The sequence below is a fragment of the Paraburkholderia sp. RL17-381-BIF-C genome, assembly GCF_046026435.1.
GTDB lineage: Bacteria > Pseudomonadota > Gammaproteobacteria > Burkholderiales > Burkholderiaceae > Paraburkholderia.
Genome location: NZ_JARESX010000008.1, coordinates 127,964 through 153,983, shown reverse-complemented (window position 1 = coordinate 153,983; position 26,020 = coordinate 127,964). Strand labels below are relative to the sequence as shown.

General features: G+C 56.6%; 23 protein-coding genes and 1 pseudogene. 12 read left to right on the top strand and 12 right to left on the bottom strand.

Annotated elements, in window-relative coordinates:
• Positions 1 to 342: 342 nt before the first annotated feature.
• Entirely contained in the window at positions 343 to 609 is a 267-nt protein-coding gene (locus P0D70_RS08325; protein ID WP_408184057.1) for a metallophosphoesterase family protein, read from the top strand.
• A 1-nt stretch (position 610) separates the two neighbouring features.
• Here P0D70_RS08325 and P0D70_RS08320 read toward each other — a convergent pair.
• A pseudogene (locus P0D70_RS08320) lies at positions 611 to 877 on the bottom strand (recombinase family protein); the annotation flags it as partial.
• Positions 878 to 1,800: 923 nt separating this feature from the next.
• Here P0D70_RS08320 and P0D70_RS08315 point away from each other — a divergent pair.
• From P0D70_RS08315 to P0D70_RS08285, 7 genes are all read left to right on the top strand, one after another.
• Entirely contained in the window at positions 1,801 to 2,265 is a 465-nt protein-coding gene (locus P0D70_RS08315; RefSeq protein WP_408184056.1) for a helix-turn-helix domain-containing protein, read from the top strand.
• A 277-nt stretch (positions 2,266 to 2,542) separates the two neighbouring features.
• A complete protein-coding gene (locus P0D70_RS08310) occupies positions 2,543 to 3,190 on the top strand; it encodes a TnsA endonuclease N-terminal domain-containing protein (RefSeq protein WP_408184055.1) in 648 nt (215 codons plus the stop codon).
• Positions 3,191 to 3,204: 14 nt separating this feature from the next.
• Complete coding sequence (locus tag P0D70_RS08305) at positions 3,205 to 5,166, top strand: TnsB C-terminal domain-containing protein (RefSeq protein ID WP_408184054.1); 1,962 nt, start codon at positions 3,205 to 3,207, stop codon at positions 5,164 to 5,166.
• Entirely contained in the window at positions 5,156 to 6,094 is a 939-nt protein-coding gene (locus P0D70_RS08300; RefSeq protein WP_408184053.1) for a TniB family NTP-binding protein, read from the top strand. Before P0D70_RS08305 ends, P0D70_RS08300 begins: the two co-directional genes overlap by 11 nt.
• A gap of 1 nt (position 6,095) precedes the next feature.
• Positions 6,096 to 7,604 (top strand): TniQ family protein, encoded by a 1,509-nt coding sequence (locus P0D70_RS08295; protein ID WP_408184052.1) that lies wholly within the window; start codon positions 6,096 to 6,098, stop codon positions 7,602 to 7,604.
• Complete coding sequence (locus P0D70_RS08290; RefSeq protein WP_408184051.1) at positions 7,601 to 9,331, top strand: TniQ family protein; 1,731 nt, start codon at positions 7,601 to 7,603, stop codon at positions 9,329 to 9,331. Before P0D70_RS08295 ends, P0D70_RS08290 begins: the two co-directional genes overlap by 4 nt.
• A 129-nt stretch (positions 9,332 to 9,460) precedes the next feature.
• The gene (locus P0D70_RS08285; RefSeq protein WP_408184050.1) at positions 9,461 to 9,928 is read left to right on the top strand and encodes a 3'-5' exonuclease family protein; all 468 of its coding nucleotides are present in this window, start codon (positions 9,461 to 9,463) and stop codon (positions 9,926 to 9,928) included.
• A gap of 174 nt (positions 9,929 to 10,102) precedes the next feature.
• Here P0D70_RS08285 and P0D70_RS08280 read toward each other — a convergent pair whose 3' ends face one another.
• The 11 genes from P0D70_RS08280 to P0D70_RS08230 form a co-directional block, all read right to left on the bottom strand.
• Positions 10,103 to 10,561 carry an HAD domain-containing protein gene (locus P0D70_RS08280; protein ID WP_408184049.1) on the bottom strand — a complete coding sequence of 153 codons (459 nt, stop codon included), beginning with the start codon at positions 10,559 to 10,561 and terminating at the stop codon, positions 10,103 to 10,105.
• 553 nt (positions 10,562 to 11,114) lie between these two features.
• Positions 11,115 to 11,372 (bottom strand): MbcA/ParS/Xre antitoxin family protein, encoded by a 258-nt coding sequence (locus tag P0D70_RS08275; RefSeq protein ID WP_408184048.1) that lies wholly within the window; start codon positions 11,370 to 11,372, stop codon positions 11,115 to 11,117.
• Positions 11,373 to 12,318: 946 nt separating this feature from the next.
• Entirely contained in the window at positions 12,319 to 13,038 is a 720-nt protein-coding gene (locus P0D70_RS08270) for an immunity 52 family protein (RefSeq protein ID WP_408184047.1), read from the bottom strand.
• A gap of 36 nt (positions 13,039 to 13,074) precedes the next feature.
• Entirely contained in the window at positions 13,075 to 13,791 is a 717-nt protein-coding gene (locus P0D70_RS08265; RefSeq protein WP_307248380.1) for an Imm52 family immunity protein, read from the bottom strand.
• Between the two features lie 18 nt (positions 13,792 to 13,809).
• Entirely contained in the window at positions 13,810 to 13,968 is a 159-nt protein-coding gene (locus P0D70_RS08260) for a hypothetical protein (protein ID WP_408184063.1), read from the bottom strand.
• Positions 13,965 to 14,396: a Tox-REase-5 domain-containing protein gene (locus P0D70_RS08255; RefSeq protein WP_408184046.1), complete on the bottom strand. Its 432-nt coding sequence runs from the start codon at positions 14,394 to 14,396 to the stop codon at positions 13,965 to 13,967. Before P0D70_RS08255 ends, P0D70_RS08260 begins: the two co-directional genes overlap by 4 nt.
• A 68-nt stretch (positions 14,397 to 14,464) precedes the next feature.
• Positions 14,465 to 14,746, bottom strand: a complete 282-nt coding sequence (locus P0D70_RS08250; protein ID WP_408184045.1) for a hypothetical protein — start codon at positions 14,744 to 14,746, stop codon at positions 14,465 to 14,467.
• Entirely contained in the window at positions 14,739 to 15,239 is a 501-nt protein-coding gene (locus P0D70_RS08245) for a DUF4123 domain-containing protein (RefSeq protein ID WP_408184044.1), read from the bottom strand. Before P0D70_RS08245 ends, P0D70_RS08250 begins: the two co-directional genes overlap by 8 nt.
• Positions 15,236 to 15,625 carry a PAAR domain-containing protein gene (locus tag P0D70_RS08240; RefSeq protein WP_027799124.1) on the bottom strand — a complete coding sequence of 130 codons (390 nt, stop codon included), beginning with the start codon at positions 15,623 to 15,625 and terminating at the stop codon, positions 15,236 to 15,238. The genes P0D70_RS08245 and P0D70_RS08240 overlap by 4 nt, the downstream gene beginning before the upstream one ends.
• Positions 15,626 to 15,661: 36 nt before the next feature.
• Positions 15,662 to 16,594, bottom strand: coding sequence for a DUF3592 domain-containing protein (locus P0D70_RS08235; protein ID WP_408184043.1), 933 nt, complete (start codon positions 16,592 to 16,594; stop codon positions 15,662 to 15,664).
• Between the two features lie 30 nt (positions 16,595 to 16,624).
• The gene (locus tag P0D70_RS08230) at positions 16,625 to 17,011 is read right to left on the bottom strand and encodes a formylglycine-generating enzyme family protein (protein WP_408184042.1); all 387 of its coding nucleotides are present in this window, start codon (positions 17,009 to 17,011) and stop codon (positions 16,625 to 16,627) included.
• Positions 17,012 to 17,174: 163 nt separating this feature from the next.
• On the opposite strand from P0D70_RS08230, the gene tssI reads away from it, so the two are divergent.
• Genes tssI through P0D70_RS08210 form a run of 4 tightly spaced genes read left to right on the top strand, consistent with a single transcriptional unit; the run spans position 17,175 to position 26,018 of the window.
• The gene (gene tssI / locus P0D70_RS08225; RefSeq protein WP_408184041.1) at positions 17,175 to 20,312 is read left to right on the top strand and encodes a type VI secretion system tip protein TssI/VgrG; all 3,138 of its coding nucleotides are present in this window, start codon (positions 17,175 to 17,177) and stop codon (positions 20,310 to 20,312) included.
• Between the two features lie 28 nt (positions 20,313 to 20,340).
• Positions 20,341 to 20,718, top strand: coding sequence for a hypothetical protein (locus P0D70_RS08220; protein WP_408184040.1), 378 nt, complete (start codon positions 20,341 to 20,343; stop codon positions 20,716 to 20,718).
• 7 nt (positions 20,719 to 20,725) lie between these two features.
• A complete protein-coding gene (locus P0D70_RS08215; protein ID WP_408184039.1) occupies positions 20,726 to 21,262 on the top strand; it encodes a hypothetical protein in 537 nt (178 codons plus the stop codon).
• A gap of 16 nt (positions 21,263 to 21,278) precedes the next feature.
• Entirely contained in the window at positions 21,279 to 26,018 is a 4,740-nt protein-coding gene (locus P0D70_RS08210; protein WP_408184038.1) for an RHS repeat-associated core domain-containing protein, read from the top strand.
• Positions 26,019 to 26,020 lie beyond the last annotated feature (2 nt).

The window sequence follows — 26,020 nt, the reverse complement described above, 5'->3', positions numbered from 1 at the left end:
TCCCGATTCCAGTCTTCGCGGGCCCCCGGGCCGTCCCAGTCCTGGCGGGCGGCGCGGGGGGGCCCCCCCCCCCCCCACACCCCCCCCCACTTCACTCGCGCTAACCAAGCTCGGCATCGACCGCTGCACGGAGCAGGTAGCAAAAAACGATCGTCCGTTGGGAGAACTCGGTTCTTTTGGCGGTGGCGAGTCGACGGACGAGATTAATTACTATCGTGAAATGATTTTGACCGGTAAAGGAATAGCGAACTCGGTCACACACAAGTTCACGCTCTCGTAAGCCCCGTCGATTGGATATCGAGCCATGCCACCATCGATCCGGAGCGCGTCGCGGCCGTGCACATGGATCCCGATAAGGCGATTGCGCACTGGGCATATCACGACGGCAGCACCGGTGAGTTGATCTACAACAGCGGCGAGTGGTTCGTTCGCGTGTCCTGCGCGTGGGAAGGCTCCGAATCAGGAGAAGGGCAGCGCATTGCCAGCTATTTGTCGACGTTGCCAAACGCAATTGAGGTGGAAACCGTATGGGGGCGCCTCGGAATAGCCCATTCCGAGGCGCCGCGCGAGAGCTGGTCGGATATGGTCCGAGTTCTTGAAAGGGGATAGCCGCCAACCGCTCGACAGTCTCGCGCACGTCCATCGCGTTGCGCCCAAGTCGATCCAGCTTCGTCACGACTAGTACGTCACCCTCTTCCAGCCGATCGAGTAGCTTGGTGAAGCCGGGGCGCTGCGCAACCGCTACCGACCCGCTGATCGACTCCTCTACCGGGCGACGATTATCGAGGGCGAAGCCGGCGGCCTCAACTTCGCGGCGCTGATTCTCGGTCGTCTGGTCGTGTCTGCTAACACGGCAATATGCAAAGACTCTGGAAATGATGGACTCCCTTCAGGATGCGAAGGTACGGCTGTACGAAGACCCTGTACGAGTCATTGGTCACGTCCAAAACCTGTCAAAGCTAATTTTCTTACACCGATCGAGAAGTGTACGGAATTGATCGCTTTCGGACCGAGACAGGCGTCTTTTCAAACAGCTGGATTTTTTTTATTCACGCAGTTGCATGGATGTGCCAGCCAAGAGGCGCTGCGGTGGTTTGTGAAGGTCACGCCGGCAAAAAAACGTTTCGGAGCAGCGGCTCCCAGAAAAGTTCGAAGCGTCCAATATCATCGGCGTTTTAAAGGAGTCCGTTACTCGAAACAGAAGGCCGATGCCTCCCCGAATCACATTTCGATGTTCTTATCTAAGCTGGTCCGCCTGTCGATAAATGGCTGAAGCCGCGGGGCCGAGTTGCAGATCCAATATTGCGCAGGCTGTAACTATGAGCCCGACTTTTTCGTCGATACGCCTGACGCTGCAATGATTCGCCAAGTCACCGTTTGCAGAAACCCGATAGGGAATCTTTGTCGCGCTCGAAATCAGCCAAGAAAAGCGGATCATTGCCGCCAGGTCGGGCGCTACTGAATCCTTTGTGGCTAACCCCAAAACTTGCCGGATCGCCTAAAAGCGACGAGTCGAAACCACGGTGTACGTCGGTCAGTAGCCTTGGCACAGCCTCTGAAGCAAATCCCCCTCTTCCAAGCGTTCGCAAAAAATTTTGAGCGAACGTCACCTGAATGGATCCAACGAACCTTTCGGCCATCAGTCACTTCGTTGCCTTCATCGATGCGAATTCAAAAACATATATTAATTTTCACTGAAAAAGACATTTTTATAAGTATCGCGAAAGATGCATCCACAAATGTGCCATTCCGTCCAAATTTATCAAAAAAAATAGCTGCGTATTGGCTTTGCGAAACCGATTGAATCCAGCTACCCTCGGTATTCATCTCAACATCACCTTGCTGTCGAATATCAAAGTGACAAACCTTGGAAATTTCGTGCGCACCCGTCGACGAGAGCTCCGCATCTCACAGACCGAGCTTGCCCGCCGCGTGGGAGTCGACGACGGCTACATCAGTTCGATCGAACGAGGGATCCGCACGCCCGACGGCGTTGCATTCATTGACCAGTTAGGAGACGCGCTGAACCTAGACGCTAACGGCAAGCAAGAGCTTACGATAGTGGCCACATGTTCGCAACGCTACATTCACTTGTCAGATCCGCTGCCCGTGTACAAGTACCGGGTCATCGCCGCGCTTGTGCGCGACTCGGGTCTGTCAGAGGAAGATATGGACGCAATCGCACGCGTGCATGCTGCGATTCAACGTAACCGTATCGCACCGATAAACGTAACCATCGCAACCAGTGATGGAGGAGCCATGTAAAAAGCAAAAAGCGCCACAAACCCGAAGGCCTGCAGCGCTTTGGATCAGAATCAGTAGCGATTCGTCTCCCGACAAAGCCGAGTTTCTACCCATCTGATCTCAGCGTCAAGTCCTTCTTTTCCCCTACGATTTGCGCCCTAGAAATTCGATCAAACCTGATCGAATTCTCGCCCTCGCTCGTCCATTTTCGGCGGCGATTTCGACAGCACATTGCTGTCGAAAAAGGGGTGCATTTCCAAGACGCAAGCGTCTCCTAGAGACGCGATGGAGAAGACTCGTGCCTGAAATCTCTCAAACCTCAGCGAATCATCAACCCTCATCACGGCGGACGCGCCGCATCGTGACCGTCTCGGGCCGCGGCGTGCGAGGAAAATTTCCAAGCCGAAAGTCAGTCAGGGCCGCGGAGTATGAAAGTCGCGTCGAGAACTTGGCGCTGCAATTCTTGGAAGTGGCGCCGTCCGTCACGTCGATCGCAACTCAGCCACGAGTATTCGAATACATGGACGGCCCCCGCCGGCGGCGTTATACGCCTGACGTGGCGATCGAGATTGGGACCGCTAATGGGACCGCGTACCTCGAGGTCAAAGATGACGGTGCGTTCATCCGAAGCTCAAGAGCTGCTGATCGGATCAGAGCCGCGATACGTTATCTTCGACAACGCGGTGAATGCTTGTACATAGTTTTTCGCGCCGATCTGGTCGCAAACAATCTGCAATTGCGGCTCGAACTGCTATTCCGGACACGTCCAGTTCGCACAAGGTATCGCGCAGACATCGACGCAGCTCTATGGGATCCGGAAAACGGCTCCCTTCCTCCTGCAGACGTTCAGGAGCAGTGGGAAGACGCGAAACGTCAATGTGACGATTTGCTGCGCCGGATCATGAATCGTGATCCGGACGATCTCTTACCAGCTTCAAGCCGCTAAAAGGAGCGTCAACCATGGCCAACTTCATCAAGGACCAGATCATCTTCCGCGGCGAGGGACAGTATCGGCTCGTCCGAGTACAGAATGACACTGCTCATCTGGAAAATATCATCACTGGTGCGTTTTCAAGCCACAGTGAAGCAGACCTACTGGAAGAGTACTTGCGAGGATACCTTCGGACGGTCAACAGCAAGCAGTTCCAACGGGCACCAAAGCCTTGCGTAGTCAAGGATGCACTGGAGGCCGCGACGTCATCGGTTAGACAAGGTGATTTCGAAACACGCCGGCGCGTGAACTACCTGTTGATGCTCGACCGCATCGGCGCATTCGATGGTTCCCGATATGCCTTGCGTAAGGCGATTCAAAAAGTGGCGGCGGAACTCGATGACTCAAGACCTCCTCATGAAACGACCGTATATCGCTGGCGCAGGCAATACCGGCTTGCCAAGCTTGACATCCGTGCATTAGTTGATGGAGCCGAACGGAGAGGAGGAAAAGGGCAGCCTCGATTGGACCAGGTCGTCGAAGGTATCGTGCAGGACAAAATCGAGACGTCCTACCTCAACAGTAAACGTGGAACCGCTGAAGATGTCCATAACGCAGTGTTCCTCGAGCTCCAGCGGCAAAACGCGACTCGGATCGAGTCCGAGTGGCTCAAGATTCCGGGACTCAGGACCATTCAAAGGCGAATCGCGAACATCAACGCCTATGAGCGCGCGGTTGCACGCTATGGTGAACGGGAGGCGGAGCGCAGGTTCGCCGACCAGCTCTGCGCGCGCAAAGTTACGCGAATTCTTGAGATCGCTGAAATCGATCACACCCCGATGGACATCATGTACACCGATGCAACCGGAAAGGTAATCGATCGGCCGTACTTCACCGTAGTGTTGGATCGGTTTTCCCGGTGTGTACTCGGGTTCTGCATCAGCTCAGCAGGACACGGTGTTCACGCGGTATTCGAAGCACTGCGGCACTCGATGATGCCAAAGAGCTACCTGAGAGAGCGATTCCCGGAGCTGCTTCTCGAATGGCCATGCCACGGTTGGTTCGAACGCTTGCTCATGGATAACGGCCGAGAATTTCATGCCCATGCAGTTGTCGATGCTCTAATGAACTTGGGTGTGGTGTGTGAATACGCCGCGTCGCGTGATCCAAACGACAAGCCATTCGTCGAGCGGTTTCTCAGAACGTTCAATTACTCATTCATTCATAAACTCCCAGGGACCACCCTTGCAAGGGTTCATCAACGCGTCGGCTTCAAATCGGAAGATGAGGCCTGCATTACGTTTGGTCAACTCAATGAGATGGTCCATATTTGGATTACATCCGTATATCACCTACGACCACATAAAGGTCTATCGGGACGAGCCCCGATCGATGTGTGGAAAGAGAATGCAGTCGCATTTCCGCCGATATTGAAATGCAACGCGGACGACCTCAGCGTTGAATTCGGCGATGTTGGCGAGTGTGCGCTACAACACTATGGCATCGACTTTAATACCTTTAGATACGTATCCACAGAATTACTCGCTTTACGCAGGATGCTACCGGCCAAACAGAAGGTACTAATCAAAGCCCCATACGAAAATGCAGGCGTAGTTTGGGTATGGGATCCGCTCAACAGCGAATATATCCGCGCTGCTAACTCTGAAGATCAATACAATAATTTGACGGTAGAGCAGGCGAAGTCGCTCAAGCGAGAATACGCAAATTCAGATCCTCACCAACGAACCAGGGCAAATGGTGAAGAAACAATCCGCGAGAAAGCCAATGAGGCAATGCAGTCGAAGAAAATGAAAGTTCGTAAGCAAGGTGCTCGTCTGGCCCATACCACGTCAAAATCTACCAATCGCCCCCAACCTGCTATGTCCGCGCCGCAGATCGCAGTTCCGCCTGCCATGTTCACTTCGGATGGAGATGAGCTTTCCGAATTTGAAGTCGAATGCATCAGCACAGAGGAACGTCATGAAAAATAAGCCCGTCTGTACAGAAACTGTAAAGAACATCAGATCAAGCTTCATCAACCTTCCTCATATTAAAAGGATACTGGCTGCGTTGGATCGTATGCACGGGTATCAGTGTGATAGCGAGGAGGCTGAGCACCTTATGTTGCTCGGCGAATCTGGTGTTGGCAAATCGACCTTGCTTATCCGGTACGTGAAGAAGCACCCTGCCATCGAGCACGAAGAGTTCACTGAAGTCCCGGTCCTTTACGTGGCACTAGGGCAGTCGCCAACCCCAAAGATTCTGGCGAACATGCTACTAAGGGCGCTGGGAGACCCCAAGTGGCACGTAGGAAAAGAGGTCGAGTTGACGGCCCGACTCGTCTTCCTGATCATGCAGTGCCGCGTCAGGCTGGTGATTCTCGATGAGGCTAATCACCTGATTGATCGCGGTGGTGAGAAAACGTTGCACACCGCTGCTGACTGGCTCAAGCGCTTTGTAGATGCGACACGGGTGTCGTTTGTGCTGGCAGGCATACCCCGGACAAGGCGCTTGCTCGCGACCAATGATCAATTGCGCGAGCGGTTTAGAGAGATCATTGAGATCGACCGGTTTTCAGTGGCGAACAAGTCTGCGGAACACGAGTTCCGTAGCGTCCTCAATACCTTTAGGGGCTGCTTGCAGGGGCTCCCCACTATAGATTTCTCGGCACCGGCCATAGCGCGATTATTCGCCTTTGCAAGCGATGGGCGTCTGCGCGATATTCGAAGGCTTTTGGTACGAGCTGTCGAACTGGCGTACGAACAGTCCAATCCCAGATTGACGGACGCAATTCTGGCTGAATCCTTTCGGACGGTCATCTACCCGGGATCGCCTGATAAACGGAACCCATTCCACAAGGCATTCAATGAAACGCCACTTGTGAACGGCGATGAACCATTTGCACCTGTGGAGCGCTGAGATGAATACTTACTTTACTCGTGGACTACCCTTGTGCCGTCCCAAGATGCTCCCTGACGAGTGGGTCGAAACCTATCTTTTCCGCGTTGCGAGAGCAAATGGTATTCGCTATCCGCGGCTAAGCGACACCGAGAGTTTTCGGCCGAAGTTGGCCGCAACCGCGTTGAGTAAGGCCGATGGTTATCCGATCTGGAGTGCTACGAGGTTACCTCGATCGAGCGTAGTCACCCGCGTGAATAAGATCAGGTATTGCCCTGAGTGCATGATGCAGTCGAGACACATTCGCTCGCGCTGGCGCCTCACAGCTTTTGATGTCTGTACTATCCATCATATTCGTCTGAAGGACGATTTGGCGGAGCCCGTGATGACTAAAGGCTACAAGCAAGAAGGGAAATATTTCGTCTCCAGCGTCACGGACGAACAGCTCTGGGCTGGTGCAGTGTGCCCAATGCCCAGCGAACGAAGGCATGTTGAAAAGTTGTGGTCCGGATTCGAACGATCGATTGTTGAGAACGACATTCCGGGTGCTTTCGAGCAGCTAACTCATATTTTATTTCTGAAGGCGTTGCTCGACGCGGTGTTAACTACCACGCGTGAATTTAAAGCTGCGCAAAAAAGCGCTGCACAATCAACTGAACTTGCCCAACTTGTTGAAAAATACCATTTTTCTTTAGCGGCAGACTTCAACGGAATTCGTGACTTTCTGGACCAGATCACCGTGACCGCACATCGTGACGTGGTGCTCAATCGTCTGCATCGAATGTTGACCGACGAGATGCATAGACCAACGTGCTTCTCGGAACTCCCGATTGCAGACTTGCGGAGCCGGCTTCTGACGAGCCTCCAAAGAAGAGCAGTGCTGGCCGATGAAATTCCCTGTCCGGATCATGAAGAATCGGATGGATATGTGAGCCTCAATAAAGCCGCATCTATCATTGGGTGTCCGTCAAGGCTCGTGAAACATCTCATCGATAGTGGCGTCTGCCACGGTGTTCGCAGTTCGCGACTCGGCTTGAGACGATATCTCTTGCTGTCATCTCAGGCAGTCGAAGCTTGCGGGAGATGGCGTGCCTCGGTTGCAACGCGCGAGCAAGCGATGAATGAGCTGCGCATCGATCGAAGAGGATTTCTTGCTCTATTGAGAGCGGGTTTGCTTCGCCCAATTGCGGTTGACGTGTATAAATTTTTTCTGCGGGCCGACCTGACGGATCTGTGTCAACGACTTGGGGATGTGTCTCGTCCGTTTCCGTCAAAAGCCGCTCACCTGCATTCACTGTTGGGTGAATGGATTCCTTTCGGTGGGTGCTACAGGTCAGCATCGCTAGAAGTATTAAAAGAAGCCTTTAGCGGCAAATTCCCGATCTTCCGGCAGATGGAGAGCTCGGGCCTGTCCGCCTACTTCGTCGATCATACTGCGCTCGAACGCGTGCGCCGGCTCAAAACGGGCGAAATAGCGGGGCATGAGCAAGAGAACTGCTCGTCCGGGCAGCTTTCTTTGCTGGTGGAATGAAAGGCAAACAACTCCATAGTACGGATTGGCGCACCAAAGGAATCTCACTGTTCAGCGAGCGGTTTCTGGTGCGCCCTTCGGCAATCCTGGATGAAAGTTTTCTCGGATATCGCTTACGCGTTGCTGCCGTTAACGGACTGTCTAACGCGAATTGGCTCCACTGCATTGAGGATGGCCTGCCCAAGACATACGGCGTTGCCCGTTGGTGTCCTTTGTGCCTAGGAGAGCCTGACTGCTACTGGCACGAAAGCTGGTATTCGGGGTCGACAGCCTGCCTGAAACATTTCTGCTGGCTCGCGTCATCATGCGATGGCTGTCACCGCATATTGCGTTGGAAACGTGTACGCTTTGCAGACTGCACGTGTCGCGCACCGTTAAAAGATGTACCCGTAGACATCCTTTCGACCGAACTCCAGCAGGTACTTACCGATCAATCCGACTCAAACATTGGAACACTATCTGTCGGAGAGCGATGGAACCTCACGCGATTTTTGGGGGCACTGGCGCAATTTGGGATTCAGGGCAAGCCGTTGAAGAAGGCCACACGCCAGACGGAAAACGTTGAACCGGTGCTCGTTACTGCGGGCGCGTCCTTGATTTCCGATCAGTCAGCCTGCTTTGAATTGCTTGATCGCCTTCGTTCACCGCAGGCGAGCGTGAATAACGTTCCCCTGCTGTCACAAGTCTTTCCGCGTTTGCTCACCATGCTCCGCAGGCAGTTAAATGAGGCCGAGCGTCGGTGGATGCTGAATTTGGTGGAGGCATACGTTGCGGCTTCGTCGCAGTATGGATCTGCTTTGATCTGGGAGAGCAAAGGTCCTGCCAGGCGAGTGGTCAGAGAACTCCGCCCCCCGCAAAAGACACGGAACTCCGCCATCGCCGCCATGCTCGCGCATTCCGGTGTGGACGTACCGGTCAGGCGAACTCGATCTGGGCGAAAGAAGTTTGTGATTAGCGATGCGGATCTACGGAATCTTCGGGAAATGCAGCGATCGTTGGTCCCGCTTAAGGCGGCGGCTCGTTATTCTGGTATGTCCTCCAAGCGTATCGGTGCGCTTGTGAAGACCGGCCTGATTGTTTCGACCGGGGTTCGGATCGATACGAACTCCATCGACCGCCTTCTCGGCAGCATCACGGCCAACTGTGTCGTGGAGGCACGGGCGCTTAAGGACCCTATCAGCTTGGCGGAGGCACTACGCCTGTACGTTCCAATAGAAGTGTCAGCAGTATTTTTTGACCGACTCGTAAATAGTGACGTGCACGTTTTCTTCGAGCGGAGTACGGTACCGGCGCTGAGGAAAATTTTCGCAGATCGTGGCGAAGTGATTGCTATCGCGAAGACGTCGCTCGAATCCAGCCCTCAGATTTCGATTGTCGAAGCTGCGCGTCGGCTCGGGATCAAGCAGGAGGTGATGTACCATCTGGTCAACATTGGCTTGCTAAGGACTCGAATTGGGAAATTGGGGCGGCGATCTGCGCGTGTCGTCGATATTGATGTTCTGGAGAAGTTTGCCGAGCAATTTGTGCCGCTGATCATAGCGGCAAAGGCGAGGAAAATCTCCGCTCGCGAAGCGCCAAGGTGGGCCAGGCAGCTCGGCATTGAGATAGTCAGTGGACCTTCAGTCGACGGTGGACGGCAGTACTGGATCCGCAAACCAGTCGGCTTCGAAATGTCCGGTGCATCAGCGACCATGTTGCCGCTTCGCTGCCGGGGCAGAAGTAAGTAGAAAAACTAGTCGTTGCAGAAAAGCCAAGCATGGGCCACTTGCCAAGTCGGCGGTAGCCGATCCGTCAGACGTACAGCTCGCTAGTCGGATCTCGACGTTGAGCGTGCAGGCACAAATGGGAGCGAACTCATGCGGGTGTTTGTGGATACAGAGTTCACGGATTTTATTGATTGCAACCTGATCAGTATCGCGCTCGTAGCCGATGACGGTCGAGAGTTTTACGGCGAACTTTCGGACTTCGATGTTTCGACCTGCAGTCAGTTCGTGTACGCGGCGGTTCTCCCGCAACTCGGTCAGTATCCTGGCCGGGTATTCGCGCGCGACGAGTTGCGTTTGGCGTTGCTCAAGTGGCTCGACGAGTTCACTGGGGAATCTGAACGCATGCTGTGTTTCGACAACGGCAGCGACTGGGAGCTGCTTTGCGATGCGCTTGATGAAGTGCCAAGCGGCTGGTTGGCGCTTCATGTCGGTGGGATGCTCGATCCCCGTCGATTGGAGGAGTACTTCCGGGAGCATGGTGGACGACATCACGCGCTATCGGACGCGCGCGCAAATCGCTATGCAATGGGAGATGCCGACGCCGTGAGGTACGATTAAATTGTCCAAGGTGGGCGTGGCGTCACGGTGCGTGACTGACGCTCCGCTGTGTCATCCCTTTTTTCGGCAAGATTAGGTGCAGCGTAAAGGCGAACTGCTATATCGCTCATGCTCCGCTCAGTCTCAGGGAAGTCATGGCGAAAGATGGGCGTCGCCATGCCTCATGTGCCTGCGCTAGCGAAGAAATTCCTCGACGTGCTTGATCACAATTGGATCATCAAGACCGCGCGCCGGATCGCAGGCCACAAGCCGAGGAAGAAGCGCGACGGATGACGCAAATTCTTTTGGCGCGTCATCGAGAATGAGATATTGTTCGAGAGAAAGCTGTCGCCGTCGAACATAATCGAGAACTCGATGGGAGCGGCTTTCAATGCGTTTATTCGTCAACTGGATGCGGGCCACCTGACCCAATTTGGGCAAATATTCCGCTCGAAGCGTTCTAGCGTCGAACATGTAAATCCAAGTGCTATGGATCACGATTTCGACAGCCTTCCCCGCAACAATTTGAGCCAGTTTCTCCTCGAGCGCACACACACCCGGTCCAGTCACCTTGGGACCTTGCGGACCGTATTCCAGTTCGCCAACCGTTGACGGATGCAGCACGCCGTCGATGTCCAGAAAAATTGTTTTCATTGGTGCGGAGTCGAAGGTTTGAGCGAGGCCATCAGGTGCGTATATTCTCGGCACCCTGCGGACTTCGATTTAATTGCCATGTTAAGCATATCCCAACTCGATGAGGTCTACGCATCTTGATGCGATTACCGCAATTTCCTGGCGGCAGCGCTCATCGAATGGCCTAGATCATGGGACGAGGGGACAAACGGCCTCATGGTTTCACCAAACTGCATATCGCATGAAACCTAGCACGGATGCCTGGAAGGCGCAGCCGCACGCAATGCACCGCCGGATCGAATTCATAAAGGTGCTCCACACGTATTTCGAATATGGAACGTGAACTGGGAGATACAACGTGGTTCGGAGCGTGCAATCAGCTTCGTGCCGCGCCCCGATGCGCCGACGCTGGCGGTCCGGCGCCAGCCCGCAGATTTCGGCACGACATTGAGTCAGAGGTCTACAACGTGGGCGCCGGCTATGAAGATGTCTATGCTATAGCGAGGCCTGCGGATATCGATCTGCAAGCCGTGTGACGGGCGTGGACGGTGATTTAGGGTCTTAGCGACGCGACTTAGGCGAATGCGCCGCTCTGTGCCATGGCGAGAAGTTGAACGATCCTCGCGCGGCCGTCGGCATTGTCGAAAAATTCATGTGGGCAACGATTTCCCAGCGCGGGATTTGGGTTACTGATCCAGCGTCTTACCCATGCAGCAGCATCGAACCCGTTCGGATCACCACTTTCGATGACCATTCGCTCCGCCTGTTGGGTGAGCGCGGCGACAAATTTTCGTTGACCGGAAGAAAGGGGCACGCCACGTGTCTTGCTCATCAGGTCAACTCCGTTTCGGCGTCAGGAGGAAATCATCCGGCTGGGCCCGGCACGGATGTGCTTTCCATCATACCGCTGTATCTAACGCCGGTCCAAGCGAACGGCTCTGCTACAGCGTGTTCAAGGGTACCGCAGCTGGTTTATCGACCTCGATCAGCAGACGTATCGATATCGCAGCTACGAGTCGTCAATTAATCCCCCAATATTGCATCGAAAGGAACTGCTCATTGCGGCCGATCATCCTCAGCGGTCGGTTTCTGAGCAACTGACGCTGACAGCCGAACAGATCGGACTATTTGACGATCCGACTCGTATCGGCTTCCAACGGACGTTCGGCGCTCTCACTAAGCAACGAGGCTATCGCCTCGTCGACCACACGCTCGTTCCCATAGCCAATGAGGAGAGCCGCTCGGCTATTTGGGCCGCGGCGGTGGCACGCATTCATTTTTTGAAATGCCCACTTCGACGGCATTTGGTTGCAATTGCATGTCATTCGGACGCTTCACTTCCAACCCCTTCCTTGCGTTGTTGCTGGTGTTGCCGGACGCCAATCGTTCGTCCGCTCGCCATGCTGGATTTCCGTAATCGGTGGGGTGTTTCGAAGGGAGTCCGTGTCCGCCCCATGTCCGATCGCGGTCACGCCAGTTCGCCTGCGCCCGGATCTGATTGTTGCGATAGTCCGGGTTGGCGTGAAGGCAGCAGTCCGTCGCCCACCGCCCCCTGCGTCTTGCACGTGCGATAGAACACGGCGCCCTTTGACTGGCGATGGGACACCGCTGGAGCGCAGAGGTGACTGTTCTCTTAGGAACTTGGCTTTCGCAATCAGCCTTGTTGCCACAGTGATTCACACTCGGTTTCATTGGCATGCAGCGCTACCAGCGACAGGCGGAACGTCATTACGAAGCTCGGGCTGCCATCGATGCCGTCGGTCAACTATACTTTGAACTTAGAGTTCAGTGAATAAAGGCAGCAAATCCTGATCGACCAATCGCTCTTCAATAGCATTGGCGACCTTTACATGTTCCGGATTTGAAGCAGAGAAAGGTTCACCGATAACACTGACGATGAGGGTGCCTATCCGCTGCTTACAATCCATGACGGGGACCAACGCGCGAGCCTCTGGTACTTGTTGCGCGGTGAGAACCCTCGGCAAATAAAGCATCCAACCAGCGCCGGGCCGTTTCTCGAAGACCTGCTGGCGCGAAAAATACTTGAATGGCCCGACCTGAATGCTCGACGCAGGCCAGATGCGCGCGGCTTCCGAAACAACGTCCGCCACCAGTGTTGCGTGCTGAAATCCGACAATGCCTTTCATCTGGAAGGTCACCGAGCACACACTATCAATGCCTTGAGAGTCAGAAAAAGCAGCGCTACCGTCTCCCTCTAACCCATTCCATACCCCGAGCGACCTGACGCTAGTGCCATTGGATAGAGCGGAACTCTTCGCCATGGTAATCGCCGCGCTGGTCGGTCCCTTGGCATCGAAAGCAGTGTTCAACCGTGACGCTTTTTCGGAATCCGCAGCTGGATACCATTTGTCGACGGGTAAGCCGGCTCGCGTCAGGACGTTCGCAAACTGCCAAAGTCGGTTGTATTCCGACTCGATGGTCGGCAATTGCGGGTCAGCTACGCGATAGGTGACATCAATGTTCAAATGAAAGCCCATTCGACAGAGGTTTCCCAAGTTCGCCGATGGTCTCGCTTAAAGTTCCGTATACAGCGGAAGCAGATCCTGATCGACAAGTCTCTTTTCGATAGCGTTCGCGACGGCTACATGTTCCTTGTCCGTCGCAGAAAAAGGCTCATCAATCACGCTGACAATGATGGTGCCCCTCTGCCGCTTGCCGTCCATCACAGGAATAAGATCACGTGCCTCCGGAATTTGCGCGGCGCTGAGGACGCGCGGCAAATAAAGCATCCATCCAGCACCCGGGCGCTTTTCAAAAACTCTGTATTCTGATGAGTACCGGAACGATCCGACTTCAACACTCAGCGCCGGCCAGATATGGGTTGCTTCAGTCACGATATCTGCCATGACATCGCATTTTGCAAGAGACATGACGCCTTTAGTCTGCAGGCTCAAGACGCATAAACCATTCACAGAGAGTTGGTCCGTAAAAGCCGCGCCCCCATTGCCTTCGATCCCGTTCCACGCGCCAAACGAGCGTACGTGCGGATACGCCTGCCTTTCGGCCTTCGCTATCGCTATGGCAGCTGTCGTCGGACCAGTGGAATCGAAAGCCCGGTTGAGAAGCGACGCTTTCACGTTGTCCGCTGGCGGAAACCAGCCATCGATTGGAAAACCCGCGACTTGCAATGCGCTCGCAAATTGCCACAGCCGGTGATACTCGGATTCGATCGTCGGCAATTCAGGCGCGGACAGACGGAAAGTCAATTCGAGGTTCAGACTGTAATTCATGATGTCGTCAATTCCAGTTCACAGAAGCGGGCGCAGCTCAGTTCGAATAAGTGGGGCGGCGAGCGTGAAAGCCCGCGTGAAATACCGGTAACTCAATCGCTGCATGAAATACCAGTGAAGCTGGGCGGGCGGGTTGCCAACCACGATATCGTTCTGGGTAGACGCCTGCTCGACTATTTTTCGGACCCCGGATACTCTGAAAAAGAATTTCGGCTCCCCGTCTCCGGATCAAAAAACTTATCATAATTCGCCTTTGCTTCTTCCAGCTGACAGAGCGACGCACGAAACCCATCGAAGTCGAGTCCGCTGAAATTCCACTCCGTATTCGGCGCGAAGCCCGTCACCTGCGCCTGATATGTGCGCGAGGTATCTGACATATTCCAGTTCCGCGTCACGAGGTTACCCGCATCCGATGGACACTTCTTGCACGCTTCATCCGTTTTCGGCATGGTTCGCGCGACCGGTTGGGTCTTGCTCCTGTCTTGCGCCTGATCGCCGGATAGCGACAGGATTCCCGCCGTAGCGGTCCCGCCTAGCAAAGCGGGGAATGCTTCGGCAAGCAACGCGCCCGCTCCTTCGATGAGCGGAATTGCCAATACAGCCATCAGCGTTTCTCCTTATCCCGATCAATCAACTTCCGCCGCGTCACCGCCATCAGATCTTCAAACCGCTCCTAGATCGGTCGTCCTAACTTCGCAAGCCAGGCCGCGATCCCCGGCTTGCGATAAAACTCCGGCACATCCGCTTCGATATAAAGAAACTCCACCAGCTCCTTGTCCTGCTGAAACCCCATGCGTTTAGCGTCCCCATACGCCCGCATCAGGCGGTCGAGCAAGGTCGGATCGTCGGCATAGCGCGGGGCGTCGCGCACGATATCGTCACGAATCGTCGCGACAAAATTGCGTTCGTCGCTTGCGCACAAAGCGGCCCACTGGTCTGCGGTCAGTTCAAGCATGGTGAGAGACGTGAAAGCGTTTGCCTTCCGCAAGGCCGTGCCACTCGTCCACATCGCCGAAATAAGCGCGACGTCTTTCGGTGTCGAGCGCATTGAAGAGCGGCACGAAAACACGCGGATCCCAGAACCGGAGCAACGCAATCTTGCCATTCGGCAGTTTGCTGTTGAGCTTGCGTTGCAGTGTCCGCACGAGCGACTCGATATCCTGCGTGCTGAATAACCACATCACACCAGGCCGCGCCGTTTCCAGTTCATCGAGTGAAGCCACCACGTCGGCATCGGGTTGCGCGATGTCTACAAGCCAAGGTCCAGCGGACGCCAATGGCTCGTCTTCTGTCCCGGCGAAAAGCGAGTGCACAGTGCCCCAGCGGCGCCGCAAACTGCGGCCGAAATGCTGCTCGTACTGCAGGCCATCGACCAGCGCATACGCACGCAGCGCCGGGGCATCCGCGCGCAAACGCTCCAGCCGTTCAGCGAGAGTCGCCGGGATCATGAGCGCACGACTGTGGAAGCGCCCGTTTCTGCGGCATGAGCGAGGCACTCGCGACACAACGTCGGCGCGACTGTGGACTCCGCCGCCGCGGCCGTCGTGCCCTGCATCGACGCAGGTACATTGCCGGTGGTCTCGGATTGCGCGGCGATCAACACCGCACCGCACGAGGTCTTGTCGCCATGAAAAGCGAGCGGCACACCTTCCACGGTCATCGCCGGATTCTGTGATGTCACAATCGGAAACGTGCCGTCGCATTTCGGACAATGGACGAGGTCGCCGAGCCGGGCGGCGCGCCGTCCGCTGTCGCCAACGCCGATGGTCGCCGAGGCGGAAACGATCTTGCCGCCGTGCGACGTGCTGTCGCCTTCGCATGCGATCGAAGTCATAGGTCACCTGCCATCAATCTCGAATCACGTTCAAAGCTAGGTCCGTTTGCTGTGGCGCCCACCGCTGAAGTCGACGGTGCTGACGAAGAACACACCAACGGCGAAGAACGGCAAGCCGATGACAACGAGGATGGCAGGCAGTCCCCAGTGCTCCCAGAAGCTGTCGATCATCGCGCGATCGGGCGAATTCGCATCGTAGAGAACACTGACCTCGTCACCGCTGCCGAGATCGTTATGCGATGACGACGACCCCTGCGCAAAGGTGACTTCTTTCCCCGTCGCGGTTTTGAACGCAACAATCGCCGAGTACATGTGCGAGCGCGGCTGATAAGGCCGCTCGGCTTCCTGGACTTCGACGACTTTGCCGGTCGTGCGCGTATAGCTTCCAATGATCTGCCGTTCGCGCATCGCCGAAGCGGCAGCGCCCAAGAGAAAGCCCGCGCCGATGACAATCGAAATCAGGCAGATCAGTAGATTCTGTCGGCCGCGTTTGCGCCTCGCCTGCGAGTACGACGAAGGCGCGACATGTTTAACCTTGCCGCGCTCGATTACGAACATCACCGCGCCAATCGCTGAAAACACCACGCTGAGCAACATCACTACACCGACAGGAAACCAGCGCTGCCCAAAGTCGTCGATGATCGCCGAGCGTGCGGGGTTTGCAGGATCGTAGAACACGCGCAACGTTTGGCCGATATCGTAGGCCGGCTGCGTCGACGACGTCTGGCCCGTGACCTGTTCGCGCTCGCCGCGTGCGGTCGTGAAGACGATCACGGGTTGATACGAACGCCAGCTCCGGCCGCCCTGGTCGTAACTCACCACGGTTCCTTCGGCGACCGTCATACGATGCGTGGCGATCAGTGAAGACACTAGCCAGCACAGCGAAAAAAGCAGCGCGCCGAGACTGAGCGTCAGGATGACGAGCGTGCTCCGGCTGTGCGGCGACGGGGCGGCGGGTGAATTCATCATGAGTGGCCGGTTGGAGCGTGCGCGCGCATCTCACTGACCTGCCGGCGAAGACTGGTTGAGCACGCATCGAAACCCGAAATCGGCCTCCATGGTATCGGGCGCGAAGCCCGTGCGGTCAATGACGAGTCGCGTGCGGCTATCGGTTGCATAGCGGACGCTGCGCAGGCTGCCTCGCTCCGGACCTCGCGGGTCGTGCGGCGCCGCGTGGCTATAGTAGTTTTTGTCGAACCAGTCATAAGTCCACTCCTTGCCGCGGCCGAATACGTCCGACACGCCCAGCCGATTGTTGCCATACGTACCTACCGGGCGGCTGACCAGCAGCTCCGGGCTGGTACGGTTCTCTCCCGTTTTGTCGATGACGTTGTCGAGCTGTTCGGAGTTGTATTTTGCCGCGGGACAGGAAATCCGCCTTAGCAAGCAGGGTAACGCAGTTATTTTTACCGTTATTCAAAATGCATTGCCATTGCAAGAAAAAATTGCTGATTTAACATTTGTTTCGTTTTTACAGATTGCGGCAAACGTCTGAACTTTTGTATTATCGCGCGATAGCGCGGGGCGCATTGCATAAATAAGAGGCGACATGGATGTTCAGGATATTATCGCGGCGATAAACGGTGGCTTGTTGCAAAGTGACCGATTACTGAAATTGGATACGCCTTTGGGTGTGGATGTCCTTCTGCCGCAGAGACTGCTTGGCCATTCGCGCCTCGGCCGTGACTATGAGTTCACGCTTGATGCCGTTTCAATCAACGGCAATATCGAACTCAAGAAGCTGATCGCCCAGCCGGTCACGCTGTGGATCCAGCAAACCGAACAGTCCTATGCCCCGCACCATGCTTATATCCACACCGCCCGTCGTTTAGGTTCCGACAGCGCTATTACCAGCTATCAGATCGGCTTTGTCTCCTGGATGCATTTTCTGCGTTTCAGAAAAGATGCACGTATCTGGCAGGATAAAACGGTCGATGAAATTCTCATAGATGTTTTCAATATGCATCCCCAGGCGCAAGGTGCATTCCGCTTTAACTTGAAAAATACATTGCCGCAGCGCTCATTCTGCGTGCAATACGAGGACGACTGGAATTTCTGCCACCGTTTGATGGAAATGGAAGGCCTGTTCGGCTATTTCGAGCAGGCTGCCGATGGCAAATCTCATACTTTGGTGGTTATCGACGATATTGGCAGTCTGCCACCCCTGTCGCCCCAGACGGTAAATTTCTACCGTTCGGGCACCAGGAGTGAAACCGACGCCTTCGTACAGTGGAGCGGCACGCGCACGCTGCAAAGCACCTCACTCACTACACGGACGTTCGACTACAAGGCGCCGTCTATACCTGCCAATCCAAAGGGAACAACGATCCCGACGCTGAGCACGCAGGGCGACCTGCCGCAGCAGGCCGAAGTCTACGAATACACGGGTGCTTACACCTACGGCAAGCAGGACCGCGGCGATCAACTGTCGAAAATACGGATGGAAGAATGGGAATCGCGTGCGAAGCGTTTCCACGGCCTAGGTGCAGTACGACGGCTCGACGCCGGCCACTGGTTCGAACTGCAGGACCACCCGGAGCACGACGCTGGCAGCCAGCAGGACCGGCAGTTCGCGGTGATCGCCGTGGACTGGGTCGTAGAAAACAATCTGCCGGTCTCCGCCGGCACCACAGAATTCCCGCATAGCCTGAACCGGGCGATTTCTGCAGCTCGGGCGCAGCACGCGAGCGATCCGGCGTTGCTCATCAAGGCGCCTGACGGCAGCGAAGGTTTCTTCATGGCCACCGTCGAGGCGCAACGCAAGGCCATCCCGTTCCGCAGTCCACTCGAGCACCACAAGCCGAAGATGCACATGCAAACGGCAACCGCGGTGGGCCCGGCGAACGAGGAAGTCTTCACAGACCAGTTGAACCGTATCAAGGTGCAGATGCACTGGGACCGGCTTAACCCGGGCGATGAAAATGCATCGTGCTGGATGCGGGTGGTTCAGTCGGACGCGGGGAGCAGCTATGGCGCAGTCCACGTGCCGCGCATCGGCGAGGAAGTAATCGTGTCGTTTCTCGACGGTGACTGCGACAAGCCGCTCGTGACGGGGCGCGTCTATAACGGCGCGAAGACACCTGACTGGCATTCGAACGGCATCCTGTCAGGCTACAAGTCCAAGGAATACCAGGGCAGCGGCTACAACCAGTTGGTGATGGACGACGCGACCGGCCAGAACCGCGTGCAGCTATATAGCACGAGCGCCAACTCGCAGCTTCATCTGGGTTATCTGATCGCGCAAACGGGCAACTCTCGCGGCGCGTACCTGGGCAACGGTTTTGACCTGAAGTCCGATGCCTACGGTGCAGTGCGTGCTGCACAGGGCATGTACGTGTCGACGCATCCGACAACCGGCGCGACGAGCCAACCGCTCGATGCACGCGACGCGAGCGATCAGCTGGTCAATTCGGAAAGCGTGATTGAGTCGCTCAGCCAGGCGAGCGAAATCCATCAGGCGGAAAGCCTGAAAGAGGGCCACGACTCATTGAAGGCCTTCACCGACGCGACGCAAAACAGCGTGCCGGGCACTGCAAGCGACGGCGGCAACACTGCAGGCGGCGGCACTGGCAGCGCGAACGGCTTCAAGGAGCCAATCATGCTGTTCGCAACCCCGGCGGGTATCGCAATGGCAACGCAGAATTCGGCTCACATCGCAGCCAATGAGCATGTCAACCTTGTCAGCGGCCAGAGCACGCACATTGCCACCGGCAAATCACTGCTGGCGAGCGTTGGCGAGAAAATCAGCCTGTTCGTTCAGAGCGCGGGCATTAAGTTGTTCGCTGCCAAAGGGAAAGTTGAGATCAAAGCGCAGTCCGACAACGTGGAATTCACCGCGCAGAAAACATTCAGGTTGCTGTCCGCCACTGAAAAAATTGAAGCAGCCGCCGATCAGGAAATCCTGTTGACGAGTGGTGGCGCATACATCCGCATTGCCGGCGGCAACATCGATATTCACGCGCCGGGCACGGTCGATGTCAAAGGTGCGCAGCATAGCTTCAATGGTCCAACGAGTCAGGGTTATCCGCTGCCGCCCGCGCGCCCAGATCAGCCAGGGCAGCTCGACTTGTTGCATCAATACGCCAACGGAGAGCCGGTCAAAGGCGGACTGTTTTCGGTAATGGACGCGAATGGCGGAATCCTGCGGCAAGGCGCGCTCGATGCGAATGGCCGCATGACTGTCAGCGGCTTGCCGCCGGGCGTCGCGCAAGTGCATTTCGGCATTGATCCGCGCGATCCATCCCAACCGGCCAATTACTTCAAAGGCATCAAGTGGCCGGTCGAGCCGCCTGGCGCTTCCGGCCACGCTGCCACTTCGCAAATGGCTTCGTTCCTGCCGGGAGCGGGTAATACATCGGGCGTAGCGACCGAAGCTGGAACCGCCGGGTCTGCGAGTGCCGCAGGCACGATGGCCAGCGCCACAACAAGCGCGATGGGCACAGCCGCAGGCGGAGCATCGCAACTCGCGAGTCTCGCCAGCATGGCCTCGCAGGGCACGAGCGGACTCGCATCGATGGCAAAAGGCAAGGCTGCAGGACTTGCCGAAAATGCGCTCACCAAGGCGTTGCCTTCAGGCGCCAGCGCCGGACTCTCACAAGCAAGTCAGGCCGCAAGCACGGCCAGGGAAATCAACAGCATCGCACAGTCCGCGCGGAACGCATTGCCGGCCTTCAAGGGCATTGTGTGATTCGACGCCGATTCATCGACTTCCAATAATGGTCACTCCAATCATGGAAAAAGCGGGCATTCTAACGCTGGCATTCGCGGTCACGTCAGCGGCGCTCGGTGCGAGCGAACTGAAACTGTCCGCAAGCGCGATGGCGTCTCAATACGAGGACGACTCGGACGCCGCGACGAAATTCGCGGATAAGCCACTCGCCGTCACCGGAAAGCTGTTGTCACTCGAATCGGGCCTGACCGAAAACGTCATCGGGAAACTCGGCGACGATCCGGATGCCGCCGTACGAGTGACTTTCGCGGACAAATCAAGCGTCGACAAGATGCGCTCGCGTGTCGGCCAAACGGTGACGCTTCATTGCGTCGGTGCGTTCTCGACCGGTTATCCGGCAGCGACCGACTGCAAGGTCAAGTAAGTCTGCGATGAGATTCCCTCAGGCATTCATGTGTGCGGTGTGCGGGGTCGTAATCGCCGTAAGCGCGCACGCCCAGTCGGCAACCGATCTGCAGACGATCTCCCGGTTCGTCGAGTGCAAGCTCGACGCGCGCCAGATCGATAGTTTTATCAGCCGCGTCGACAGCGGTAGCGTACAAGGTCTCGCGAGTCAGCCGCCGCAAGAAAAAGCGGTCGACCTGGCATGGAAAACGCAGAAACCGATTCAGGCATGGGGCACATCGTCGAACCTTGTGTCGATCGCGTCGCCACGGCAGATGCTGCTCGCCATTCCTGCCCCTGAAGGCGAAGAAATCAGCGTCGCCAAGCAATGGGTCGCGCGTATCGGCGGCATGAGCGAAGGAGCCGGCACCATTTCACTGCGCGAAAACGCTCAATGGCGTGGCGTCGACTATCGCAAGACGGTCGGCAAGAAGGAAATCAGATTGCTTGTCGATCAGCAGGAAAGCCCGGGCTGGATTCTGCTCGGATGCGGATACGACAACCTCTTTACCAACAGCAACTAAACCGACCTGACCCAGCATGAGCGCAGCCGCTGCCCAGACCACCGCCGTTGTCCGAACCGAAGTCGCCATCGCGCCGCTCGTCACCATAGCGAAGGAGGACGTCGGTTCCGCACTCGAGCAATTCGATGCATGGCTCAAGAGCGTCAGCGATGGCTATATCACCCTCGATCGCGTCGAGCAACTGGCGAACTACATTCCCGTCGTTTCGAACATTCTGTCTGCGATCGACGTCGTGATGGATATCAAGCGGCTGATCGAAGCGGAGTCTAAAGACTTCTTCGACTATCTGAACTTGGGCATCGACCTGATCGGTGTCATTCCGCTGCCGCCGGTGATGGGTGAATTCCGCATGGGTGCCCGGCCGCTGATGAAGCTGGCCCGCGAGGAACTCGCGAGAAGCGCAAAGGCCGTTGCGGAAGGCGGAGCACAGATGATCGCCGATACGGTGATCTCGGTGCTAGTGGCGCACATTAGCGCGAAGTTTGCTGGCGACATCGAAAAATTCATTCAGGAAGTGCAGGCCAAGCTCGCGCAGATGCTCAATGACTGCGCGGATCATGCGAAGAAGCTGCTCGAAGGTCTTGCGCAGATTTTTGAAGGTGCGGCGTCGGGCAAGCTTTTCGACACATCGGGCAACTATCGCGCGGCTGACAAGCATCTGGAGCAAGTCGGCGACGGCTTTGCCGCCCATGATGCGAGTAAGGTTGCCGAGAACCTGTGGTCGTATCTGAAGGACGGCACCAAGGTACTGGTCAAGGACGCGGCGAATCTTGCCTCGCGCGCAGCGAATGAAATCTCGCCATCGACGAACCAGCGGCTCATGCAAATGGCTGCGGAAGCGCGCCACGCGATTCCGATGGTGACGGAAAAGATCAAGGGTTTGAATAGTGCGGATGTCGGCGGCCTGATCTGGATGCTCGACGTGCTGATGAAGGCCGTGGCTAAGTGGAAGGAAAAGCAGAAACACAAACAGACTGTCGGCATCAAGGCAGCCGGCAAGGTCGAAGCCGAGTTGAAGAAAACCGAAGGCGAACTGGAGACAATCGCCACGCAGGGGAAGGCGAAGCACCCAGGGCCGAGCGACTGCAAGAGCTGTGGTCTGGGACGCAGCGGCGGCTCAATCGGCTATGCACTCGGCGACGAGCGCTTCGATCACGAAGACTTCGTTTTGCCCGGCGCAATGCCGATAGTCTGGCGACGTACTTACCGGTCTTTTCTCTCTGCTTACGACGAAAGCAACCTGGGTGCGCGCTGGATCACTCCGTACACCACGCGCTTCGATATCCACGCGGCGAAGCTTGTCTATCATGATCCAAGTGGACGCAGTCTTGATTACCCCTTGCTGAAGACGGGCGAGACGCACGACGACCTCGCTGAGGATCTCACACTAGCGCAGCTCGATGATCAGTGGCTCACGATCACGCGCGGCCATGAACTGCTCGAAGCGTATGAAAAGCGCGGCGGCGCCTTCCGTCTCGCTTTCCTGAAGGATCGCAACGGCAATCAGGTCACGCTAGACTACGACGACGCACATCGGCTCACGCGGCTGATCACCGCGCAAAGCATCGTCGTGTTTTCACACGATGCAGGTGGCTGTCTCATGGAAGCTGTGGAGATCGACCAGGAAGGCGAACGGATCGGCACGCTGGTGCGTTACGCGTACGACCAGCATGGCGACCTCATTGCGGCAACCGACCGCCACGGCAATCGTCGCGAGTACGCATACACGCATCACCTCGTGACCCGGTATACGGATCGCACCGGCCGTGGCATGAATCTGGAATGGGATGGCCTTGGACCCAAGGCGAAGTGCGTGCGCGAATACGCGGACGACGGGAGCTACGACACTCGCCTCGCGTGGCATCCGGACATCCGTCTAGTCGATGTAAGTAATGCCCTCGGCAATGTTACACGCTATTACTTCGATATCGACGGCTACACGTATCGAATCATTCATGCGGACGGCCTCAATGAATGGTTCTACCGCGACGCCCAGCAAAATCTGACGCAGCATATTTATCCGGACGGCAGCGTCGAGCGTTTCACCTACGACGAGCGTGGCAACCTGATTGAGCAGGCCCGTCCGGATGGCAGCGTGGTACGCATGGAGTACGACGCAAAGGATCAGATGGTTGTGATCATCGATCCGCAAACATGTCGCTGGACCCGCGAGTACGATGACGCGGGCAATGTCACGACGCAGATCGATCCGCTGGGTCACAAAACCCAATACAGCTACAACGATCAAGGGCAGCCAACTGAAATCGTTGACGCAAAAGGCGGGGCAAAGGCACTCGCCTATGATGCTGCGGGGCGCCTTGTCAGCTATACCGATTGCTCGGGAAAGACAACGCAGTGGACCTATGATGGAGAAGGCCGGCTGCTCGAGAGCAAGGACGCGGGTGGGCGGAGTGTCATCTATCGTTACGGTGGCAACGGACAACTGGCCAAAGTCCAATCCGCTGCGGGAATCGAGAAGCTGGAATACGACGCCGAGGGCCGGCTCCTGGTGCATACGGATCCGCTGAACCGCGTCACGCGCTATGGATACGACGCCGCCGGGCGGATCGCGAATCGACGCGATGCATCGGGCGAACTGCTGAGCTATCGCTATGACCGGGTCGGACGCCTGAGCGCGCTCACTGATTCAAATCACGCGACCTACCAGTTCCATTACGATCCGGTCGGCCGACTCCTCGAGGAAATTGCCTTCGACGGGATGACGACCCGCTACGCCTATGACGCGGCGACTGGCCAGCTGCAAACCGTCGATGAAGCGGGACAAACGACCCGGCTCGAATACGACAGCGGTGGACGCCTTGCGCGGCGCATCGCCGGTGCAAGCGACGAGCGCTTCATGTACGATGGAAATGGCCGCCTGATCGATGCACAAAATGCAATCAGCCGGGTGCAGCATTTCTTCGACCCAGTCGGCAATCTGGTGCGCGAACATCACGCGCAAGAGTTATTCGGCGAGCGCCGCAGCTATGTATGGCGACACGAGTACGACGAGATCGGCACGCGCATCAAAACCGTGCGCCCGGACGGTCATGCGATCGACTGGCTGGTTTATGGCACGGGCCATGTGCACGGTATGCAGATCGACGGCCAGGAACTGATTCAGTTCGAACGTGACGACCTGCATCGCGAAACACAGCGCATGCTATCTAACCGGATTGCGCAGAACACGCGCTACGATCCGGTCGGGCGAATGGAATCCCAGGCACTTAGGCGTGCTGGCGCACCCGCTCCGATCGTGGCACGCCGGTATCAGTACGATGCCGTGGGACAGCTAAAGGAGATTGACGACAGCCGGCACGGGGTGACTCGCTACCAGTACGATCCCGTCGGCCGGTTGATCGAAGCTGTCAGCCCTTTTGCGACCGAGCGTTTCGCATTCGACCCCGCAAGTAACATCGTCGATCCGGGTAGCGCTGCACAGGCGCGCACTGGCGGAGGGCAACAAATAAGTAGCCTGCCTGCGCATACGCCAAAAGTCTTGGGCAATCTGTTGAAGGACTATGCCGGCACGCACTTTACGTACGATGCCCGCGGGAACCTGATCGCGAAGCGCTCACCGGGCGCCGAACAGCGCTACGAGTGGGACGAGTTCAACCGGATGACAGCCGCAAGTGTCGCTGAGCCAGCACGCCGTCACGAGGCGCGCTACTTCTACGACGCGTTCGGACGCCGTATCGGTAAAGAGGTCGACGGTGCGCGCACGATGTTCGGCTGGGATGGAGATACGTTGGCGTACGAAAGCGCCGACGGAGGTAGCACGCATTATGTGTATGAAGCGGGGTCGTTCGTGCCTCTTGCGCAGTTCGTCTGCGGCCCAATCTCAGGCATTGCGACGCCCGATTGGAAGCAGACCGATCGCTACGCGCCAGAAGACGATCCGTTGCTGAAGCCTGTAAGTCCCCCCTCCCCCGCGCACATTTTTTACTACCACTGCGATCAACTCGGCACGCCGCAGATGCTTACCGACGAACTCGGTGAGGTCGTGTGGGAAGCCAAATACAAGGCGTGGGGCGAGGCTCGGGATGTGATAGCGCGCGTATCAAAGGTGACGCTTACCGCTGCGCGCAACCCGATCCGTTTCCAGGGTCAGCAACTCGACCAAGAGACTGGCCTCGCGTATAACCGGCACCGATACTACGATCCAAGCGTTGGACGATTTACGAGCAAAGATCCGATTGGACTGCTGGGCGGCGGAAATGTCTACCAGTACGCGCCGAATCCGACTGGCTGGATCGATCCGCTGGGGCTCAAGAAGAAAGCGCAAACTCCAAACAAGGATTGTTGCCAGAAAGATCCTTGTGCAGGGAAAGATCCTGCTGCGCAGGCTAGAAGCTGGCAAGGCAAAGACCCTTATCCGGGAGTCGACTCTTATACGAACACGGTCCTGAAGCGCGGTACAGTGTTGTACACGTTGTATCCGTATGCGCCGCCTGACAAGATCGCGACTGCGTTACCCGGCAATTATTTCTCCGACGCTCGCACGATTCTCAACACGGGAGGGTCAGCGCGCGAATACAACGACATGACGCAGATTTCGCACGCAGACAATACCGCCGGCGCACGGCCGATGAGAAGCCAACTGAGGGCGTTCGTCGTCACGAAGGACATTTGCGTAGCGAAGGGGCAGTCGCTCGCCAATCCGAACCTGGGCAAGGGCGGTGGCACTCAGTATTTCGTATCGAGCACCGACAAGGGCAGCCTCGTTGGTGGCAACGTTTTGAAGTTTGGGAGTTAACT